We start from the raw sequence: 16,121 nt of genomic DNA, 5'->3' as shown, positions 1-16,121 counted from the left end.
GCACGACCGCCGGCGCGGGCGGCCGGCCGCCCGGCTGTTCGAGTGGCTTACGGGGCGGCGCCGATGCGTCGTCCGCACCGCCGGGAAGGGGTGCGGCGGAGGAACGGCGGCAGGAGGCGGCATGCACCCCAGGCGGCCCACCGTGGTCTATGTGCACGGCATCGGGAACAAGGTGCGCCCGGAATTGCTGAAGTCGCAATGGGATCAGGCGCTCTTCGGCAGGGATATGGCCGGGGCGTCCCGTATGGCGTATTGGGCCGCGCTGCGGTACGAGAAACCGCTGCCGGATTTCCGGCCGGATCCGCTGGACGGCGGGCCGGTGGCGCACGCGGAATCGGCCGGTGCGGCGGCGGAGACGATGACAGAAATGAAGGAATCCGGGCGGGCGGCGGAATCCGGACTATTCGCCGATCCCGAGGAATTCGTGGCGCTCACCGTTTCCGAGTCGTGGCGGGAATGCGGCGCCGTCGGGCTGGAGGGCCGGGGCGGCGAGGACCGGGCGGGCCCGGACGGGGAGCGCGCGGCGGTGGAGGGCGCACTTGTCGACTGGCTGCGGGACATGACGTATCTGGCCGAGACCCTGGGCAGCGCCGAGACCGGCGGTGACGCGGAAGAGGAGGACGACGGCGCGCTTCCGCTGGAACTGCTGCCGCTGCCCCGGCCGGTGCGTACCGCGGTGTTCCGGGAGCTGGCCAGGCACACGTTCAGGGATGTCCATGCGTACTTCTTCGGCGGGGCCGGACCGGCGATCCGCGGGGTGGTCGCGAAGGCGCTGGACGGGCTGGACGGCGGGCCCCTGGTGGTCGTCGGCCACAGTCTCGGATCCGTGGTGGCCTACGAGGTGCTGAGGGAGCGGGGGCAGGAGGTGGAACTGCTGGTCACCGTGGGGTCGCCGCTGGCGATCACCGAGGTGCAGGACCAGCTGGCTCGCCCGCCGGCGGTTCCGGAGGGGGTGCTGGCCTGGCGCAACGCGTCGGATCTGCGGGATCTGGTGGCGCTCGACCACACCCTGCGGCCGGAGTTCGGACCGCCGGAGCGGATCACCGATCTGCTGGTCACCAACGACAGCGGCAACCACCACGGGATCGGCCCCTACCTGTCGCAACCGCCGGTCAGAGAGCCGGTACAGCGGATCTTCGATCACCTTGCGTGAGCACAGACCGGGTGGAAACATGACAAAGAGGAGGCAGTGCAGAAGTCGGCTCGTCCCGCGCTGCCGAGGGGCGGGTGGGTAGGTGTGGCATGCCATTGAACGAAGCGGAATGGTTCGCGGTCACCACGTGGTTGACGCAGTACCTCTTCCTCGACACCGACCACCCCCGCACCGAACTCCTCAACCACGGCTTCTCCGAGGAATTCGTCGCGGCGCTCCCCATCACGACGGTCAGCGCGGAAAACGCCCGTTCCCTGGTGCAGGCCGCACGCCGGAACATCCGGCAGCAGGTGGAACTCCTGGAGGCCGTGAACCGCCTCGACCGGCTGTCCGCACTGCCCGAAATCACCACTGCCCGGGAATTCCTCCGCCGCCTGCAGGAGGACCTGGAGATCCACACGCGGCGGGACACCTTCCGTACCTGCGTCCTGAAGAACGGCACCGAGGCGTTCATCGACCGGCAGGAACTGCGGGAGACGCTGCGCCGGTTCGTCGACGACCAGAACAAGTTCGTCCTGGCGGTGGACGGCGATCCGGACAGCGGCCGGTCGTACACCTACACCTTTCTGCGCCATATCGCGCAGCACCGCGGATTCCGTCCGGTCCGCGTCGTCCTGTCGCGCACCTCCACCGCCTCGCAGGTCATCCGGCGGCTGGCCGCCTTCCTCGCCGATCCGCGGGCCGAAAGCCGGCCGTTCGACCCCACCCGGCTCAACGACCTGCTCCCGGCGATCGATGACGCGGTGCACTGGGTGGTCGGGCAGGCGACCGCCGCCGACGAGCACTACTGGCTGGTCCTCGACGAATGCGACAAGCTCGACCCCCGGTCCGACGTCTGGGACTTCATCGGCCAGCTGGCGATGGCGATTTACGAGCACGCCGCCGTGCGCGGCGACCAGGCGCCCCGGCTCGTCCTCCTCGGATACGGCCGCTCGATGTACCAACTCCCCTACGACCTGCGGGGAAGTCTGTGCTGGGACACCGCGCGGGTGGTCGAACGCCAGGATCTGCACAGCTTCTTCGACCAGTACTTCCATGAATCGCCGCCCCGGCTCAGCGATACGGCACAGCCCGACGAATCCGTCATCGCCGGTCTGGTGGACGAGGCGGTGGACGCGGTGCTCCGAGATTCGGGGGTGCGGGACGGCGACGGCGACAGCTATATGCGGAAGATCTGTACGGCGGCGGAGAAGGCGATCCGTGTCTACCAAACCCTCTGAGCCCCACCTCCCGGGTCCGTCCTCGGCCGACGTACGGGAGCTGTTCGGCGCCCGGCTGCGGCAGGAACTGCGGACGGGCGAGCCGTCGCCGCCGGCCGTGACGGACACGCGCCGGGCCTACCGGGAGGCCGCCTGCCTGCTGTCCCACTTCGATCCGCTGCGGCTGCGGCTGCCCGGTGAGGACGGCCCGACCGGGAGTGCCGTGCTGGAACTCCTCGACGACTGCACCACCTTGGGGGCCGCCGGGCGCGCCGAGTGGTCGCTCACGTCCGAGATCCGGGAAGCGGCGCTGCGCGGGATGGCCGGGCCGCAGGCCGCCCGGCTGGCCCTGGCAGCCAACCGCGAGCAGTTCCCCGACGAGCCCGGCGGGCCGGAGGCCGTCTGTCTGGCGTTCCTGAACGGCAATCTGTCCGCGACGGCCCACCGGACGGCACGCCCGTCGGTCGAGGAGCTGGCCGACACCCTCCAGGCGGTGCTGTGGCTGTCGCGGGTGCCGGGCGTTGCGGGACTGCCCGACGCCGGAGAGCTGCAGAACGCGCTGGAGCGGGCCCGGCTGCTCGATCCGCTGGAACGCCTGATGCGGGCGCCGTTCCAGGGCCGCGGCCGGGAACTCGACCAGCTGCGCGCCTTTGTCGGCGTACCGCCCGGGGACGCGGCGGCCCGCGAGGAGCTGGCCGGGCAGCTGCTCAGTACGGGCGCGCACGCGGCGCCGGCGCCGCCGCTGGTCATCCACGGTCCCGGCGGGATGGGCAAGAGCACCCTGCTCGCCAAGTTCCTGCTGGACGCCGTGCCGGATCCGGCCCACGGGTTCCCGGCCGCGGACACCCCCGCCTTTCCGTTCGCCTATATCGACTTCGAGCGGCCCACCCTGTCCATCCAGGAGCCGGTGACGCTGATCGCCGAGGCGGCCCGGCAACTCGGCGTCCAGTACCCGGAGTTCCGTGCCGAGCTGGACGCGCTGGCGGACGAGTGCCAGCAGGCGGCGTGCAGCCAGCGGGAGGAGCAGGAACGGGTGGCCCAGCTGCATCAGCTGGCCACCACCCGGGTGCTGGGGCGCAGTTCGTCGGAGGAGTTCCACGCACTGGCCACCGAGCGGGAGACCGATCTGATCCGGCGGGTGGCCGACGTCCTGGTGCGGGCGGTGACCGCGGCGGGCCGGCCGGATCCGCCGTTCGTGCTGGCCGTCGACTCCTTCGAGGAGGCGCAGTACCGCGGATCGCCGGTGCTGGGCCGGATGTGGGCGATCTGCATGTCGCTCCAGCGTGTCTATCCACGGCTGCGGTTGATCGTCTCCGGCCGGGCACCGGTCGACCATCCGGCGCGCAGGGTCACGTCCCTGGAGATCCGGCTGTGCGAGCTGGACCCGCCGGCGGCTGTCGCCCTCCTGCGGTCGCTGGGCGTCAACGACCCCGACGTGGCCGCGGCGTTGGCCGAGCGGGTCGGCGGCCATCCGCTCAGCCTGCGGCTCGCCGCGCGGGCCGCCGCGCTCGCCGGCAGCGAGACCGAGCAGACCGGCGACCTGATCCGCAGTCTGCCGGCCCGCCGCGAGGAGGTGTTCCGGCGTGTCGACCAGATGCTCGTCCAGGGCATCCTCTACGACCGGATCCTCAGCCATATCGCCAACGAGGACGTGCGCCGGCTCGCCTATCCGGGCCTGGCACTGCGGGTCATCACCCCGGAGATCATCAAGGACGTACTGGCCGAACCCTGCGGACTGCGGGTGCAATCGATGGACGAGGCGCGCCGGCTGTTCGGCGAACTGAGCCGGCTGGACATGGTGGAGCCGGCCCGGCCGGAAGCGGTGCGCTACCGCGGCGACGTACGGGCGATCATGCTGCGGCTGCCGGCCGGGGACCGCACGGAGGTGATCCGGGCGGTCGAGCGGCGCGCGGTGGAGCACTACGCCGCGCGGGACGGGCTGGAGGCGCGGGCCGAGGAGATCTACCACCGGCTGCGGCTGGACGAGAACCCCCGGTCGGTGGAGGAGCGGTGGCTGCCCGGCGTCGAGCGGCTGCTGGCCGGGGCACAGCAGGACATGTCCCCCAGGGCCGCGGGGCTGCTGACGGCGCGGCTCGGCGGCGGCGCGCCGGACCGGGTGGCCGCGGGCGCCGACCAGGAGGACTGGGAGCGGATCGCGGCGCGCGAGGTGGAGGACCTGCTGGCGCAGGGCTACGCCCAGGCGGCGCTGGTACGGCTCGGGCAGCGGCGGCCCTGGACTGCGTGCAGCCCGCTGCACGCCCTGATGGTCGAGGCCCTGAACCGGCTCGGGCAGCGCGGCGAGGCACGCGGCGCCGTCACCGAGGCCATCGCGCGGGCCGAGCGGGGCGGCTGCCCGAAGCGGCGGCTGGAGCTACTGCTGCTCTCGGCGCGGCTTGCCGAGGAGGCCGGCGACCTGGCGTGCGCCGACCGGCAGCTGCGGGCGGCGGAGGAGGTGGCGGTCGGCCTCGGGGAGGACCTGGAGGCGATGGGCGCACGGCTGGCGCGGGCCCGGCTGCCGTCCGGCGCCGGCGCCGGCGAGGACTCCGGAGCCGAGGCGGGCCATCAACTCGCCACGCAACTACGGGAGTTGCCCGACGCGGTGCTGGCCGATCAGCCGGTGCTCGTCCGCGCCGTCGCCTCGCAGATCTACGGTCAGGACCCGGGCGCCCTGGACCATGCGCTGGAGGTCGTCGGGCTGCCGACGGACGACGAGACGCTGGACACCCTGGGCGCGGCGATGTGCCGGGCGACGCACCGTCAGCCCGGCCTGCTGGGCGCCGTGATGGGGATCCTGGACGATGCGGCGGGGCCGGGCCGGGCCGCCGGGGCCGCGGGCCAGGGCGCGGCGCCCGCGCCCCACGGCCCCGCCCGGATCAGCGACATCCTGCGGGTGGCCCGCGACCGCGGCACCCTCACCTCGCTCGCCCGGCGGCTGCTGGCGGTCTCCGACCGGAGCGGCGAGATCGTGGCGGGCGTGGCCGCGGCGATGGGCGTGGGGACCCATGGGCGGGCGGCGCCGGAGGCCGCGGCGCAGCGGGAGGCGCGGGTCCGGCCGGAGCCGGCCGGGAGCGGGTACGAGAAGGGAAGCGGCCCGGCAGGGCCCGGTGGCCCATCATGACGGCATATCTCCCGGCGGACGCCGTTCTTCGACTGCGGGACACCGCGCTGGAGACCGGCCTGGGCGACCCTGCCCTGCGCCCGCTGCTCTTCGACGGCATCATGACCCGCTACCGCGGCACGCTCCCGGTGCTGGCCGCCCCCGGGCACCAACTGCACTCGGACCTCAACCAGATGAACCGGGTCGAGCGGCTGGTGGACGGCTCCGTGCCCCTGGAGATCTGGCTGCGCAACGCCGTGGCGCAGACCACCGAGGCGGCCGCCCTCGCGACGTTCCAGGGCGCCCTGGACGATGTGGCGCGGCAGGCCGGCGGCGAACCGGACGTGCTGGCCGGGCGGGCGGCCCCGGAGATCAAGGAGGCGATCGTCCACCGGGACGACACCGTCCCCATCGGGTTCCTCCGCGGCGGCGACCTGGCCGCGGCGGCGGTCGCCCGCCTCAAGGTCCCGCCGTATCAGGGCGGCGCCCCGCTCCAGCCGAACGGCTTCCCGCACGCCGGGACCGGCTGGCTCATCGCGCCGGACCTCCTGATCACCAACCACCATGTGGTCAACGCCCGTACCGGGACGGGCGGTCAACGCCCGCTCGCCGACCCCGACGACCTGGGCCTCCAGGCCCGGCACACCCGCGCCCGCTTCGACTACGACGCGGACACCGACACCGACACCGACGAGGCGACCCCCGACGCCGCCGTCACCGAACTCGCCGCAGCCGACCCGGAGTTGGACTACGCGGTGCTGCGGCTGGCCGACTCGCCGGCCCGCCCCGCGCTGAGACTGGCCGACCGGCCGCTGACCCTCGCCGACGGCGACTTCGTGGCCGTCAACATCATCCAGCACCCAGGCGGCCTGCCGAAGCGGGTGGCGCTGCGCAACAACCTCGTCTACGAGGCGGACGAGCACGACGTCCGCTACTTCACCGACACCCGCGGCGGTTCGTCCGGCTCGCCGGTACTCACCGACGACTGGCGGGTGGTGGCGCTCCACCGGGGGACGCGGCGGGTGGAGAACGTGGAGTTCCAGGGCCGTACGACGGCGTTCGTGAACGTCGGCACGCAGCTGACCAGCGTGCTGCGGCATCTTGCGGCGCACAGTCCCGACGTCCACGCCGAGATCGCCGCGGCGCAACAACGGAGCTGATGCGGCTGCCCCTCACCGACCTTCCACCCATCGACCAGCCGCGCCCCATCGACCGCACCACTTCATCGACCCATCGGTCAGTCGGCCGAAGGGCACCCGGCAACCTCGACGACGCGACGGAGGAGGGCGAGATGCACAACCGGAGTCGATCACCGGTGGCGACCGGTCCCGAGCGGGTCTTCTCGGATCTGTGCGCGGTGGCGGCGCGGGTACGGGACCAGCTGTCCTGGGAGATCCCCGAATCCTCGGTGGGGCTGCCCGCCGACGAACTGCCCGCCGACCAGATCTCGCAGTACGCCCGGCAGGAGCGGACCCGGGTGCTGTCGGCGGGCGCCAGCGGCCTGGAGAAGCTCGCCACGGGACGCGCCGACGAGATCAGCGACGACGAGTCGTTCGGCATGGAGGCCATCGTCCTGCTCGAAGGGCGGCCCGCCATCCTCGTGCAGAACCATGACTTCGCGCCGCAGCAGGGCGACTGGGCGGTGCTCGACGGCCACCGGGCCGCGATCCGGGAGACCCTGGCCCGGGTGGGCCGGGTGGAGATCTCCGGGCATTTCAGCCTGGACTGGCTCGGTACGGGGTTCCTGGTCGGCCCGGACGTGGTGATGACCAACCGCCATGTCGCGGCGGAGTTCGCGCGGGGTGCGGGCGGCGGCTGGACCTTCCAGCAGGGCCTGGGCGCCGCACTCGACATGGGCGAGGAGTACTCCGGCACCGACGACCCGGCGGACGGCGGCCCCTCGTACGAGGTGACCGAGGTCCTGGGCATCCACGAGGACGTCGACCTGGCCCTGTTGCGGATATCCCCGTACCTCGGCGGCAGCACGCTCCCCACTCCCCTGGCGGTGGCCGCGGACGCACCCGCCGATCTGCCGGGGCACCCGGTGTACTGCGTCGGCTACCCGGCCTGGGACGGCCGCCGCAACGAACCGGAGTCCATGCGCCGGATCTTCATGGATGTCTACAACGTCAAACGACTTCAGCCCGGCATGACCACCGGGCTGGAACCGGAGGAAAACGTCATGCGCCACGACTGCTCCACCCTGGGCGGCAACAGCGGCTCCCCCGTCGTCGACCTCGCCGACCACCGCGTCCTGGGCCTCCACTTCGGCGGCCGGTACGGCCAGGGCAACTACGCCGTACCACTGTGGCAGTTGGCGGACGATCCGATGCTCCGGCGGGCGGGGGTGAACTTCGTATGAGCATCGCCGACCACCGCGGTCCGGACGGCCCGCTCCCCCGCCCGCGGACGCTCCTCAAGGGGGCGCCCGCGGTGCTGCTGGGGGTCGCCGGGTGCTCGGGCGGAAGCCGGGGCGGCGCGCCCGCCTCGCCGCGCCCCGCTGCGACCGCCACCCTCGCCGGGCTCCCGAAGGTCCCGGCCTGGTGGCCCAGTCCGGGGGATGTGCAGCCGGAGGTGAAGGTGCGGGCCGTGGAGCTGGTGCAGGCCATCGGGTCCTGGCCGGCCGGGGAGCGGGACGCGGCGATGGCGCGGGTGGGGGCGCTGGGGCTGGAGCCGGCGCTGGTGGATCAGGCGGGGGCGCTGCGGCCCGGGGGTGCGCAGGCGGTGCTGGAGGTGGTGGACGCGCAGTACGGGGGGATTCTGGCGGACTCGGCGAGTGTGCTGGTGGTGTGCCGGCAGTGGGTGCGGCGCGGGGACGGGGCGGTGGTGGCCGGCGGGACGACGGTGGACGTGCGGCTGCAGAAGGCCCGGCCGCGGTGGGAGGTGACGGCCCTGCGTCCGGCCGAGCCCGGGGCGCCGGCGACGGCGCTGAGCCCCGAGGCGCAGCGGGTGCTGGACGCGGGGGCGTCGATTCGGTTGCCACCGGCGGCGGTTGCTGACATCCGCAGCGGGCAGGTCCACGCGAGCGTCGTGCGGGCGCTGCTGGACCTGGCCCGTACGTACCGGATCGACGTGAGCGTGGTGCGGTCCGGGCATCCGCTGAAGGTGTTCGGGACGGACCGGCCCAGCGACCATCCGCGGGGGCGGGCCGTCGACGTGTGGCGGATCGACGGGCATGCGGTGGTCGATCCGGGGACGTCGCGGGCGCTGGTCGAGGAGTTCATGCGGGCGGCGGCCGCCGCCGGGTCCTACAACGTCGGCGGGCCGCTCCAGCTGTCGGGGGGAGCGGCCGACCAGTTCTTCTCGGACGACACCCACCGGGATCATGTGCACATGGGGTTCCGCGGCTGATCCCTGGGGCCTGTCCGACCCTGACCCACCGGACAGGCCCCAGGGGCGTCACGACGTCCGCGGCGCGGCTCTCCGCCGCGTGGTCACTTCTTGACGAACTCGGTGGTGTAGGTCTTCTTCAGGTCGATGGAGGCGTTCTTGAGGTTGGGGTTGAAGGACTTCAGGACGCGCTCGACGGTCGCGGGGCCGTCGGCGGGCATCACGCCGTCCTTGGTGAACATCGGGAGGGTGTTCTTGATGGCCTTGGCGTAGAGCTCCTTGCCGCCCTGCGCGTAGTCGGCGGGCATCTTCGCGGCGATCTCCTCGGGCGTGTGGACGGACATCCACCTGAGGGTCCTGACGAACGCGTTGGCGAGCTTCTGGACGGTGTCCTTGTGGCTGTTCACCCAGTCCGTGCTCATGTAGAGGCTGGAGGAGGGGTAGAGGCCGCCGAGCGCCTGCTGGGAGCCTTCGGGGGTGCGCATGTCGATGAGCACCTTGCCGAGGTTCTTGTCGAGGACCTGTGCCACGGTCGGGTCGGTGGTCATTCCGCCCTGGATGGAGCCCTGTTGGAAGGCGGCGAGGAAGGTCTGCCCGGCGCCGACCCCGACCGTGTGGAAGTCCTCTGTCCTGACGCCGTTCTTGACCGCCAGGTACTTGGTGAGGAAGTCGGTGGACGACCCGAGGCCGGTGACGCCGAGCGTCTTGCCCTTGAAGTCCTTGGGGGAGGTGATGTCGCCGGCGGCCTTGTCGGCGACCAGCTCCACCTCGCCGGGGGTCTGCGCCAGTTGGACCACCGATTCGACCTGCTTGTTCTTCGCCTGGAGGTCGAGGGTGTGGTCGTAGAAGCCGACGACACCCTGGACGTCTCCGGAGAGCAGGGAGGTGGTGGCCTGGACGCCGGCCGGTTCGGTGAGCAGGGTGACGTCGAGGCCCTCGGCCTTGAAGTAGCCGAGCTGCTGGGTGAGCCGGGCGGGGAGGTAGATGACCTTGTCGAGGCCGCCCACCATGATCTTGAGCTTGCCGTCCTTGGCGTCCGCGGAGGCATCCGGGGAGGAGCCGCCGCAGGCGGTCAGACCGGTGAGGGCGAGCGCGGCGGCGGCCACGGCGGCGGAGAGCTTGAGCTGGGTGCGCATGGTCACGTCCTTGTGAGGGGGCGGATGGGCGGGAGGGTCGGCGGGCCGCGGCGCGGTTAGCGGGCCTCGCCGGGGTCGGCCGGCTTCCAGCGGAAGAGCCGCTTTTCGAGGAAGGCCAGCACCCCTTCGGCGAGCAGGGCGACGACGGCGAGGATGACCATGGCCGCGTAGACGCCGGCGGCGTTGAAGGTGCCCTGGGAGGCCGAGACGAGCAGGCCCAGGCCCTTCGTCGCGCCGAGGTACTCGCCGACGATGGCGCCGATCAGGGCGAAGCCGAAGCTGACGTGCAGGCTGGTGAAGATCCAGGAGGTGGCGGAGGGGATGACGACCTGGAGGGTGACCTGGCGCTTGCTGGCGCCCAGGATCCGGGAGTTGGCCACCAGGTTGCGGTCGACCTCGCGGGCGCCCTGGAAGGCGTTGAAGAACACCGGGAAGAAGACCAGGACGACGGCGGAGGCGACCTTCGAGGCGGGTCCGAGACCGAGCCCGATGATGAAGATCGGGGCCAGGACGATCCGCGGCAGCGCGTTGAGGACCTTGATGTAGGGGCCGAGCACGTCGGCCAGGAAGCGGATCCGGCCGAGGGCGATGCCGAGGACGACACCCCCGAGGACGCCGATGACCCAGCCGAGCAGCGCCTCGTAGAGCGTGTACCAGATCTGCTCCACAAGGGGCCCCTGCGGGGTGCCGTTGAGCGCCCACTGGGTGATCTGGTCCCAGATCTTCGACGGCATCGAGAAGTTGAAGGGGTCGATGACGGCGGCGCGGGCCAGCCATTCCCAGAGGCCGAGCAACCCCACGAGGAGCAGTACCCGGGTGCCGTGGACGAGGATCCTGTGGTTCCGGGCGGCGCGGGCCCTGGCATGCGTACGGGATCCGGCGGCGCCGGCCCTGCCGTGGGCAGCCGGTGCGGTGGCGGTCTCAGGCGACATGGGCGGCACCCCTCTCGCGGGTGATGCGGACCTCTTCGCCGAGCGAGGACCAGATCTCCCGGTAGATCTCGATGAACCGCGGCTCCAGCCGCACCGACTCGACCCGGCGGGGGCGCGGCAGGTCGATGGCGAAGACCTCCTTGACGGTCGCCGGTCCCGCGGTCATGACGACGACCTTGTCGGCGAGGGCGATGGACTCTTCGAGGTCGTGGGTGACGAAGACGACGGAGGCACCGGTTCCGGACCACAGGTCCAGGAGTTCGTCCGACATCAGGGCCCGGGTCTGGACGTCGAGCGCGGAGAACGGCTCGTCCATGAGCAGGATCTCGGGGTCGTTGACGAAGGTCGCGGCGAGGGCGACGCGCTTGCGCTGGCCGCCGGAGAGCTGGTGGGGGTAGCGGTCCTCGAAGGCGGCGAGGCCGACCCGGGCGAGCCAGTCACGGGCCCGCTCCCTGGCCACGGACTTGGGGACGCCGCGGAAGCGCGGGCCGGCCATCACGTTGGACAGCACGGTGCGCCAGGGGAAGACGGCGTCCTGCTGGAAGACGAAGCCGACCTTGTCGCCGATGCCGCGGACCGGTTCGCCGGCGACCAGGACATCGCCCTCGGTGGGCTCTTCCAATCCGCTGACCAGGGTCAGGGTCGTCGACTTACCGCAACCGGTGGGGCCGACCACGGCGACGAACTCGCCGCGTTCGACGGTCAGGTCCAAGTCCCGGACGGCGGTGTGCAGTCCGCCCGAGGGGGTGCGGAAGGTCTTGCTCGCCCCCCGCAGCTCGATGGCGGGGCTCGTGTGGCTGTTCATGGAGCGGGAGGCTAGGAGCGAGCCGGGCCACAGCGGCAGCCTTGTGGGCGCAACCAGTCTTTCTGCGCGCAAACCCTGTTGTGCCCATTTTGCTCACGCTAGAACAACAAAGGTTCGACAGAGGGTGGGCAGCCGGGCCGCGGCGGCTTACGTTGCGTTCATCGGAGATCAACGGAAAGAGTCGGTTCCGCAAAGCTGCGCCGGGCCGCCGAGACAAGGGGGACCGCATGCGGATCCACTGGCCCCGTCGCGTCTTCGCACAGGTCCTGATCACGCAACTGGCCATCACGACGGGGGTGATGGTGCTGGCCACCGGCCTGTTCCTCGCCCCGTTCAGCCATGTGCTGGACGACCAGGCGATGCGCCGGGCGCAGGCCATCGCCCAGACCGCCGCCGCGGACCCGGAACTGGCCCGCAACCTGGTCGCCTCCGCACCCGCACCGCACGGCCCGGTGCAGTCCACCGCGGAACGGATCCGCCGGTCCACCGGGGCGCTGTACGTCGTGGTGATGGACACTCACGGGGTGCGCTGGTCGCACACCAACACCGCCGAGATCGGCCACCACGTCTCCACCGACCCCAGCCGGACCCTGGCCGGCCGGGAGGTCCGGCAGATCGACACCGGCACGCTGGGCCGGTCGGCGCGTGCGAAGGTGCCGCTGCGCGACGCCGGCGGCCGGATCGTCGGCGCGGTCTCGGTCGGGATCGCCTACGACAGCGTGCACGGGCTGCTGCTCGGCGCCATCCCCGGGCTGCTGCGCTACGCGGGCGCCGCGCTCGCGGTCGGCGTGCTGGCCGCGGTGGGGGTCGCCCGCAGTCTGCGCCGCCGTACGCACGGGGTCGCCACCGCCGACATCTCCGCGCTGCTGGCCGAGCGCGAGGCGATGCTGCACGGCATCCGGGAGGGTGTGGTCGCCTTCGACCGGAAGGGCCGGATCCGGCTGGTCAACGACGAGGCCGGGCGGCTGCTCGGGCTCGACGCGGGCACCGCGGGCCGCGCCCTGGACGAGGTGCTGCCGCCGGGGCGCACCACGGACGTCCTGGCGGGTCGGGTGGACGGCAGCGATCTGCTGGCCGTCAGCGGCGGGCGGGTGCTGGTCGCCAACCGCGTGCCGACCCGGGACGGCGGGGCCGTGGTGACCCTGCGCGACCGCACCGAACTGGAGCTGCTGGGCCGGGAACTGGACAGCACCCAGGGCCTGCTGGACGCGCTGCGGGCCCAGGACCACGAGCACGCCAACCAGTTGCACACGCTCCGCGGACTGCTCGAACTGGGGCGGTACGACACGGCGGTGGAGTTCGTCGCGGAGGTCGCCAGCGAGCACCGGGCGTCCGCGGAGCAGATCGCCGAGCGGGTGCACGACCCGCTGCTGTCCGCACTGCTGGTCGGCAAGGCCGCGATCGCCGCCGAGCGCGGTGTGGCGCTGCGGATCTCCCCGGCGACGCTGCTGCCCGACGCGGTCGTCGACCCGCGCGACCTGGTGACCGTCCTGGGCAATCTGATCGACAACGCACTGGACGCCACCGCGGGGCGCCGCTGCGCCGAGCCGTTCATCGAGGTGGACCTGCGCCCCGAAGGCACCACCGCGGTCCTGCGGGTCAGCGACACCGGGCCCGGGGTGCCGCCCGACATGCGCGAGCGGATCTTCGCCGAGGGCTGGTCCACGAAGTGCGCCACCGACTCCTCCCGGGGCCGGGGCATCGGCCTCGCCCTGGTGCGCCGGCTGTCCGAGCGCTACGGCGGGATGGCCCGGGTGACCGCCCGCGCGGGCGGCGGGGCGGTCTTCACCGTCGTGCTGCCCGAAGCGCTCGCGCCCGAGCGGCTCACCCGGGAGCACGCCCCCTGCCCTGCCGCCTCCCGTCAGCTCACCGCCACAGGAGAGTCACCATGATCGATGTCCTCGTCGTGGACGACGACTTCCGCGTTGCGGAGATCAATGCCGCGTATGTGACCCAGGTGCCCGGCTTCCGCGTTGCCGGCCGGGCCCATACGGCGGCCCAGGCGCTGGCCACGTTGGAGCGTACCCCGGTCGATCTGGTGCTGCTCGACCACTATTTGCCGGACGAGACGGGCCTGACCCTGATGCGGCGGCTGCGGCAGCTGGGCCACCACACCGACGTGATCATGGTGACGGCGGCCCGCGACGTGGCCACCGTGCAGGCCGCGATGCGGTACGGCGCACTGCAATACCTGGTCAAGCCCTTCGGGTTCTCGGGGCTGCGCGCCAAGCTGGACGGCTATGCCGCGCTGCGCCGTACCGTCGAGGGCGTGAGCGGTGACGGCGAGGCCGGGCAGGAGCAGGTGGACCGGATCTTCGCGGCCCTGCGGACCCCCGGGTCCCCGCACTCCGAGCTGCCCAAGGGCCACTCGGCGGCGACCGTCGACCTGATCCGCCGGATCCTGGACGAGGCCGGGCTCCCGCTCTCCGCCCAGGACGTCGCCGAGCGCGCCGGGGTCAGCCGCTCCACCGCCCAGCGCTACCTCAAGCACCTGGAACGCACCGGCCGCATCCGGCTGACCCTCAAGTACGGCGACACCGGGCGGCCCGAGCACCTGTATGCCCGGTCGCGGGCCGGCTGAGGGAGGCGGGCGCTCGCTCAGCCCGGCCGCCCCGGGCCCGCCTCCGCGGCGGCGTGGCACGCCTCGATCAGCGCACGCAGCCCGGCCCCCGGCGGGTCGGGCCGTACCGCGAGATAGCTCCGGATCCTGGGGACGGGGTCGCACAGCGGGCGGAACACCACACCGGGCACCGGCAGTTGAACGGCGTGCGGGGCGTAGAACACCGTCCAGGACGGCTTGCCGTACCCGATCGCGGCCAGCGTGTCCTGGGCGTTGGTGAACTCCGGTCCCGCCACGGGCGCGAAGCCGGCCTCGCGGCAGGAGTGCATGACCAGGTCGTGCAGGGCGGGGTTGCGGGAGTGCGGCGACAGCCGCAGCGGCAGCTCGGCGAGCCGGGCCAGCTCGACGGTCTCGTGTGCGGCGAGTTCGTGGCGGGCGGGCAGCGCCGCCATCAGCGCGTCCTGCCACAGCGGCAGGAACTCCAGCCCGGCATCGTCCCGTTCGCCGCGCAGCAGGGTCGCGTCCAGCTCGCCGGAGCGCACCTGCCGGAGGCGTTCCTCGGTGCTGCCGGAGACGAGTTCCAGCTGGGCGTGGGCGGCGAGCCGGGCGAAGGCGGCGAGCACCGCGTCCAGCCGCGCGCCGAGGCCGGAGCTGGTGCCCAGCCGCACCGTCGCGGCCTGTTCGGCGCGCAGCTCGTCGAGGGCTTCCCGGGCGCGCGCCTGGAGGGTGAGCATCTCCCTGGCGTACGGGAGCAGCCGGCTGCCGGCCTCGGTGAGCCGGACGGTGCGGGTGGACCGGGCGAACAGGTCGGTGCCCAGTTCGCGCTCCAGCCGGCGGAGTTGCTGGCTCACCGCGGACTGCACGATGTGCAGCCGCTCGGCGGCGCGGCCGAAGTGCAGTTCCTCCGCCACGGCGAGGAAGTAGCGCAGCTGACGGATCTCCATGGCCCCCCGTTCGCCGTGACCCCTGTCGATCACTCATTGATCACTGCTCGCGATCAGTGTAGGCGCGGATCGCCCGTTGGTCGGACGCCGTGATCGCGGTTGGGTGGGGGCATCGGCGCAGGCGCGGCCCTGCGACAGGCGAGGAAGCAGCGGAAGGGGAGAAAGCGCATGCCCTGTCTGGACGTCAACGACACCACGCTCCACTACGAGGACGAGGGGACCGGCCCGGCGCTGCTGTTCGTGCACGGCTGGGGGACCAGCGGGCGCACCTGGGGCGCGCAGCTGCCCGAGTTCACCGGGGACCACCGGGTGGTCACCGTGGACTGGCGGGGCTGCGGGCGGTCGGCCCGGCCGGCCCGCGGCAACACCATCGCCGGCGTGGTCAGCGACCTGGTGGTGCTGATCGGCGCACTGCGGCTGGAGCGTCCGGTGGTCGTCGGCTCGTCGGTCGGCGGCGCCTTCGCCATCGAACTGGGGGTGCGGCGACCGGAGTTGATCGGCGGCGCGGTACCGGTGGGTGCGCCCGGCTACTGGCCCTCGGCCCGGCAGCAGGCGCGGCTGGTGGCCGATCTGCGCCGCGACCGGGCCGGTACGGTGGCCGGCTGGGTGCCGGGGTGGTACGCGCCGGGCACCGCGCCCGCGCTCATCGACTGGACGGTCCGTCAGATCCTGGACTCCGGCGTCTACATCGACGAGCACCAGGCCACCGCCGGCGACTACGACCCGCGCCCGGCCCTGCCCGGGCTGAAGGTGCCGATCCACTACCTCCACGGCGAGCTGGACTCCGCAATCCCGCTGGAGGTGCCCCGGACCTGTGCCGCGCTCACACCCGGCGCCGAGGTCTCGGTCATCCCCGGCGCCGGCCACATGCCGCACCAGGAACGCCCCGCCGCGTTCAACGCCGCGCTGCGCACCGCGCTCAACGGGATGGCGCCCGCCGCCCGCACCACCGCCTGAACACCCCC

At 72.7% G+C, this 16,121-nt stretch carries 13 protein-coding genes; 9 read left to right on the top strand and 4 right to left on the bottom strand.

The window, feature by feature from the left end; translation table 11 throughout:
* Nucleotides 1–121: 121 nt before the first annotated feature.
* The 6 genes from ACO1BR_RS07695 (at nt 122) to ACO1BR_RS07670 (ending at nt 8,800) form a co-directional block, all read left to right on the top strand.
* Nucleotides 122–1,153, top strand: coding sequence for an alpha/beta fold hydrolase (locus tag ACO1BR_RS07695; RefSeq protein ID WP_426794259.1), 1,032 nt, complete (start codon nt 122–124; stop codon nt 1,151–1,153).
* Between the two features lie 89 nt (nt 1,154–1,242).
* Nucleotides 1,243–2,373, top strand: coding sequence for a hypothetical protein (locus ACO1BR_RS07690; RefSeq protein WP_426794258.1), 1,131 nt, complete (start codon nt 1,243–1,245; stop codon nt 2,371–2,373).
* Nucleotides 2,354–5,470, top strand: a complete 3,117-nt coding sequence (locus ACO1BR_RS07685) for an AAA family ATPase (RefSeq protein WP_426794257.1) — start codon at nt 2,354–2,356, stop codon at nt 5,468–5,470. Before ACO1BR_RS07690 ends, ACO1BR_RS07685 begins: the two co-directional genes overlap by 20 nt.
* Nucleotides 5,467–6,609, top strand: coding sequence for a trypsin-like peptidase domain-containing protein (locus tag ACO1BR_RS07680; protein ID WP_426794256.1), 1,143 nt, complete (start codon nt 5,467–5,469; stop codon nt 6,607–6,609). Before ACO1BR_RS07685 ends, ACO1BR_RS07680 begins: the two co-directional genes overlap by 4 nt.
* 131 nt (nt 6,610–6,740) lie before the next feature.
* Complete coding sequence (locus ACO1BR_RS07675; protein ID WP_426794255.1) at nt 6,741–7,811, top strand: trypsin-like serine peptidase; 1,071 nt, start codon at nt 6,741–6,743, stop codon at nt 7,809–7,811.
* On the top strand, nt 7,808–8,800 hold the full coding sequence (locus tag ACO1BR_RS07670; RefSeq protein ID WP_426794254.1) for a hypothetical protein: 993 nt from the start codon (nt 7,808–7,810) through the stop codon (nt 8,798–8,800). The genes ACO1BR_RS07675 and ACO1BR_RS07670 overlap by 4 nt, the downstream gene beginning before the upstream one ends.
* An 83-nt stretch (nt 8,801–8,883) precedes the next feature.
* On the opposite strand, the gene ACO1BR_RS07665 is transcribed toward ACO1BR_RS07670, so the two are convergent.
* From ACO1BR_RS07665 to ACO1BR_RS07655, 3 genes are read right to left on the bottom strand one after another with little or no spacing between them, the layout of a single operon-like run.
* Nucleotides 8,884–9,915: an ABC transporter substrate-binding protein gene (locus ACO1BR_RS07665; protein ID WP_426794253.1), complete on the bottom strand. Its 1,032-nt coding sequence runs from the start codon at nt 9,913–9,915 to the stop codon at nt 8,884–8,886.
* Between the two features lie 56 nt (nt 9,916–9,971).
* Nucleotides 9,972–10,847: an ABC transporter permease gene (locus tag ACO1BR_RS07660; RefSeq protein ID WP_426794252.1), complete on the bottom strand. Its 876-nt coding sequence runs from the start codon at nt 10,845–10,847 to the stop codon at nt 9,972–9,974.
* Complete coding sequence (locus tag ACO1BR_RS07655) at nt 10,837–11,652, bottom strand: ABC transporter ATP-binding protein (protein ID WP_426794251.1); 816 nt, start codon at nt 11,650–11,652, stop codon at nt 10,837–10,839. Before ACO1BR_RS07655 ends, ACO1BR_RS07660 begins: the two co-directional genes overlap by 11 nt.
* Nucleotides 11,653–11,879: 227 nt before the next feature.
* Here ACO1BR_RS07655 and ACO1BR_RS07650 point away from each other — a divergent pair, with 227 nt between their 5' ends.
* On the top strand, nt 11,880–13,544 hold the full coding sequence (locus ACO1BR_RS07650) for an ATP-binding protein (protein ID WP_426794250.1): 1,665 nt from the start codon (nt 11,880–11,882) through the stop codon (nt 13,542–13,544).
* Nucleotides 13,541–14,233, top strand: coding sequence for a response regulator (locus ACO1BR_RS07645; protein ID WP_426794249.1), 693 nt, complete (start codon nt 13,541–13,543; stop codon nt 14,231–14,233). Before ACO1BR_RS07650 ends, ACO1BR_RS07645 begins: the two co-directional genes overlap by 4 nt.
* A 17-nt stretch (nt 14,234–14,250) precedes the next feature.
* On the opposite strand, the gene ACO1BR_RS07640 is transcribed toward ACO1BR_RS07645, so the two are convergent.
* The gene (locus ACO1BR_RS07640) at nt 14,251–15,156 is read right to left on the bottom strand and encodes a LysR substrate-binding domain-containing protein (protein ID WP_426794248.1); all 906 of its coding nucleotides are present in this window, start codon (nt 15,154–15,156) and stop codon (nt 14,251–14,253) included.
* A gap of 168 nt (nt 15,157–15,324) precedes the next feature.
* On the opposite strand from ACO1BR_RS07640, the gene ACO1BR_RS07635 reads away from it, so the two are divergent.
* A complete protein-coding gene (locus ACO1BR_RS07635; protein WP_426794247.1) occupies nt 15,325–16,113 on the top strand; it encodes an alpha/beta fold hydrolase in 789 nt (262 codons plus the stop codon).
* The last annotated feature ends 8 nt before the right edge of the window (nt 16,114–16,121 follow it).

The sequence above is a fragment of the Streptomyces sp. YGL11-2 genome (assembly GCF_050054615.1).
In the GTDB taxonomy this organism is placed as follows: Bacteria; Actinomycetota; Actinomycetes; order Streptomycetales; family Streptomycetaceae; genus Streptomyces.
Note: the sequence above shows the minus strand (reverse complement) of the source record. Positions and strands in the feature narration are given on the sequence as shown.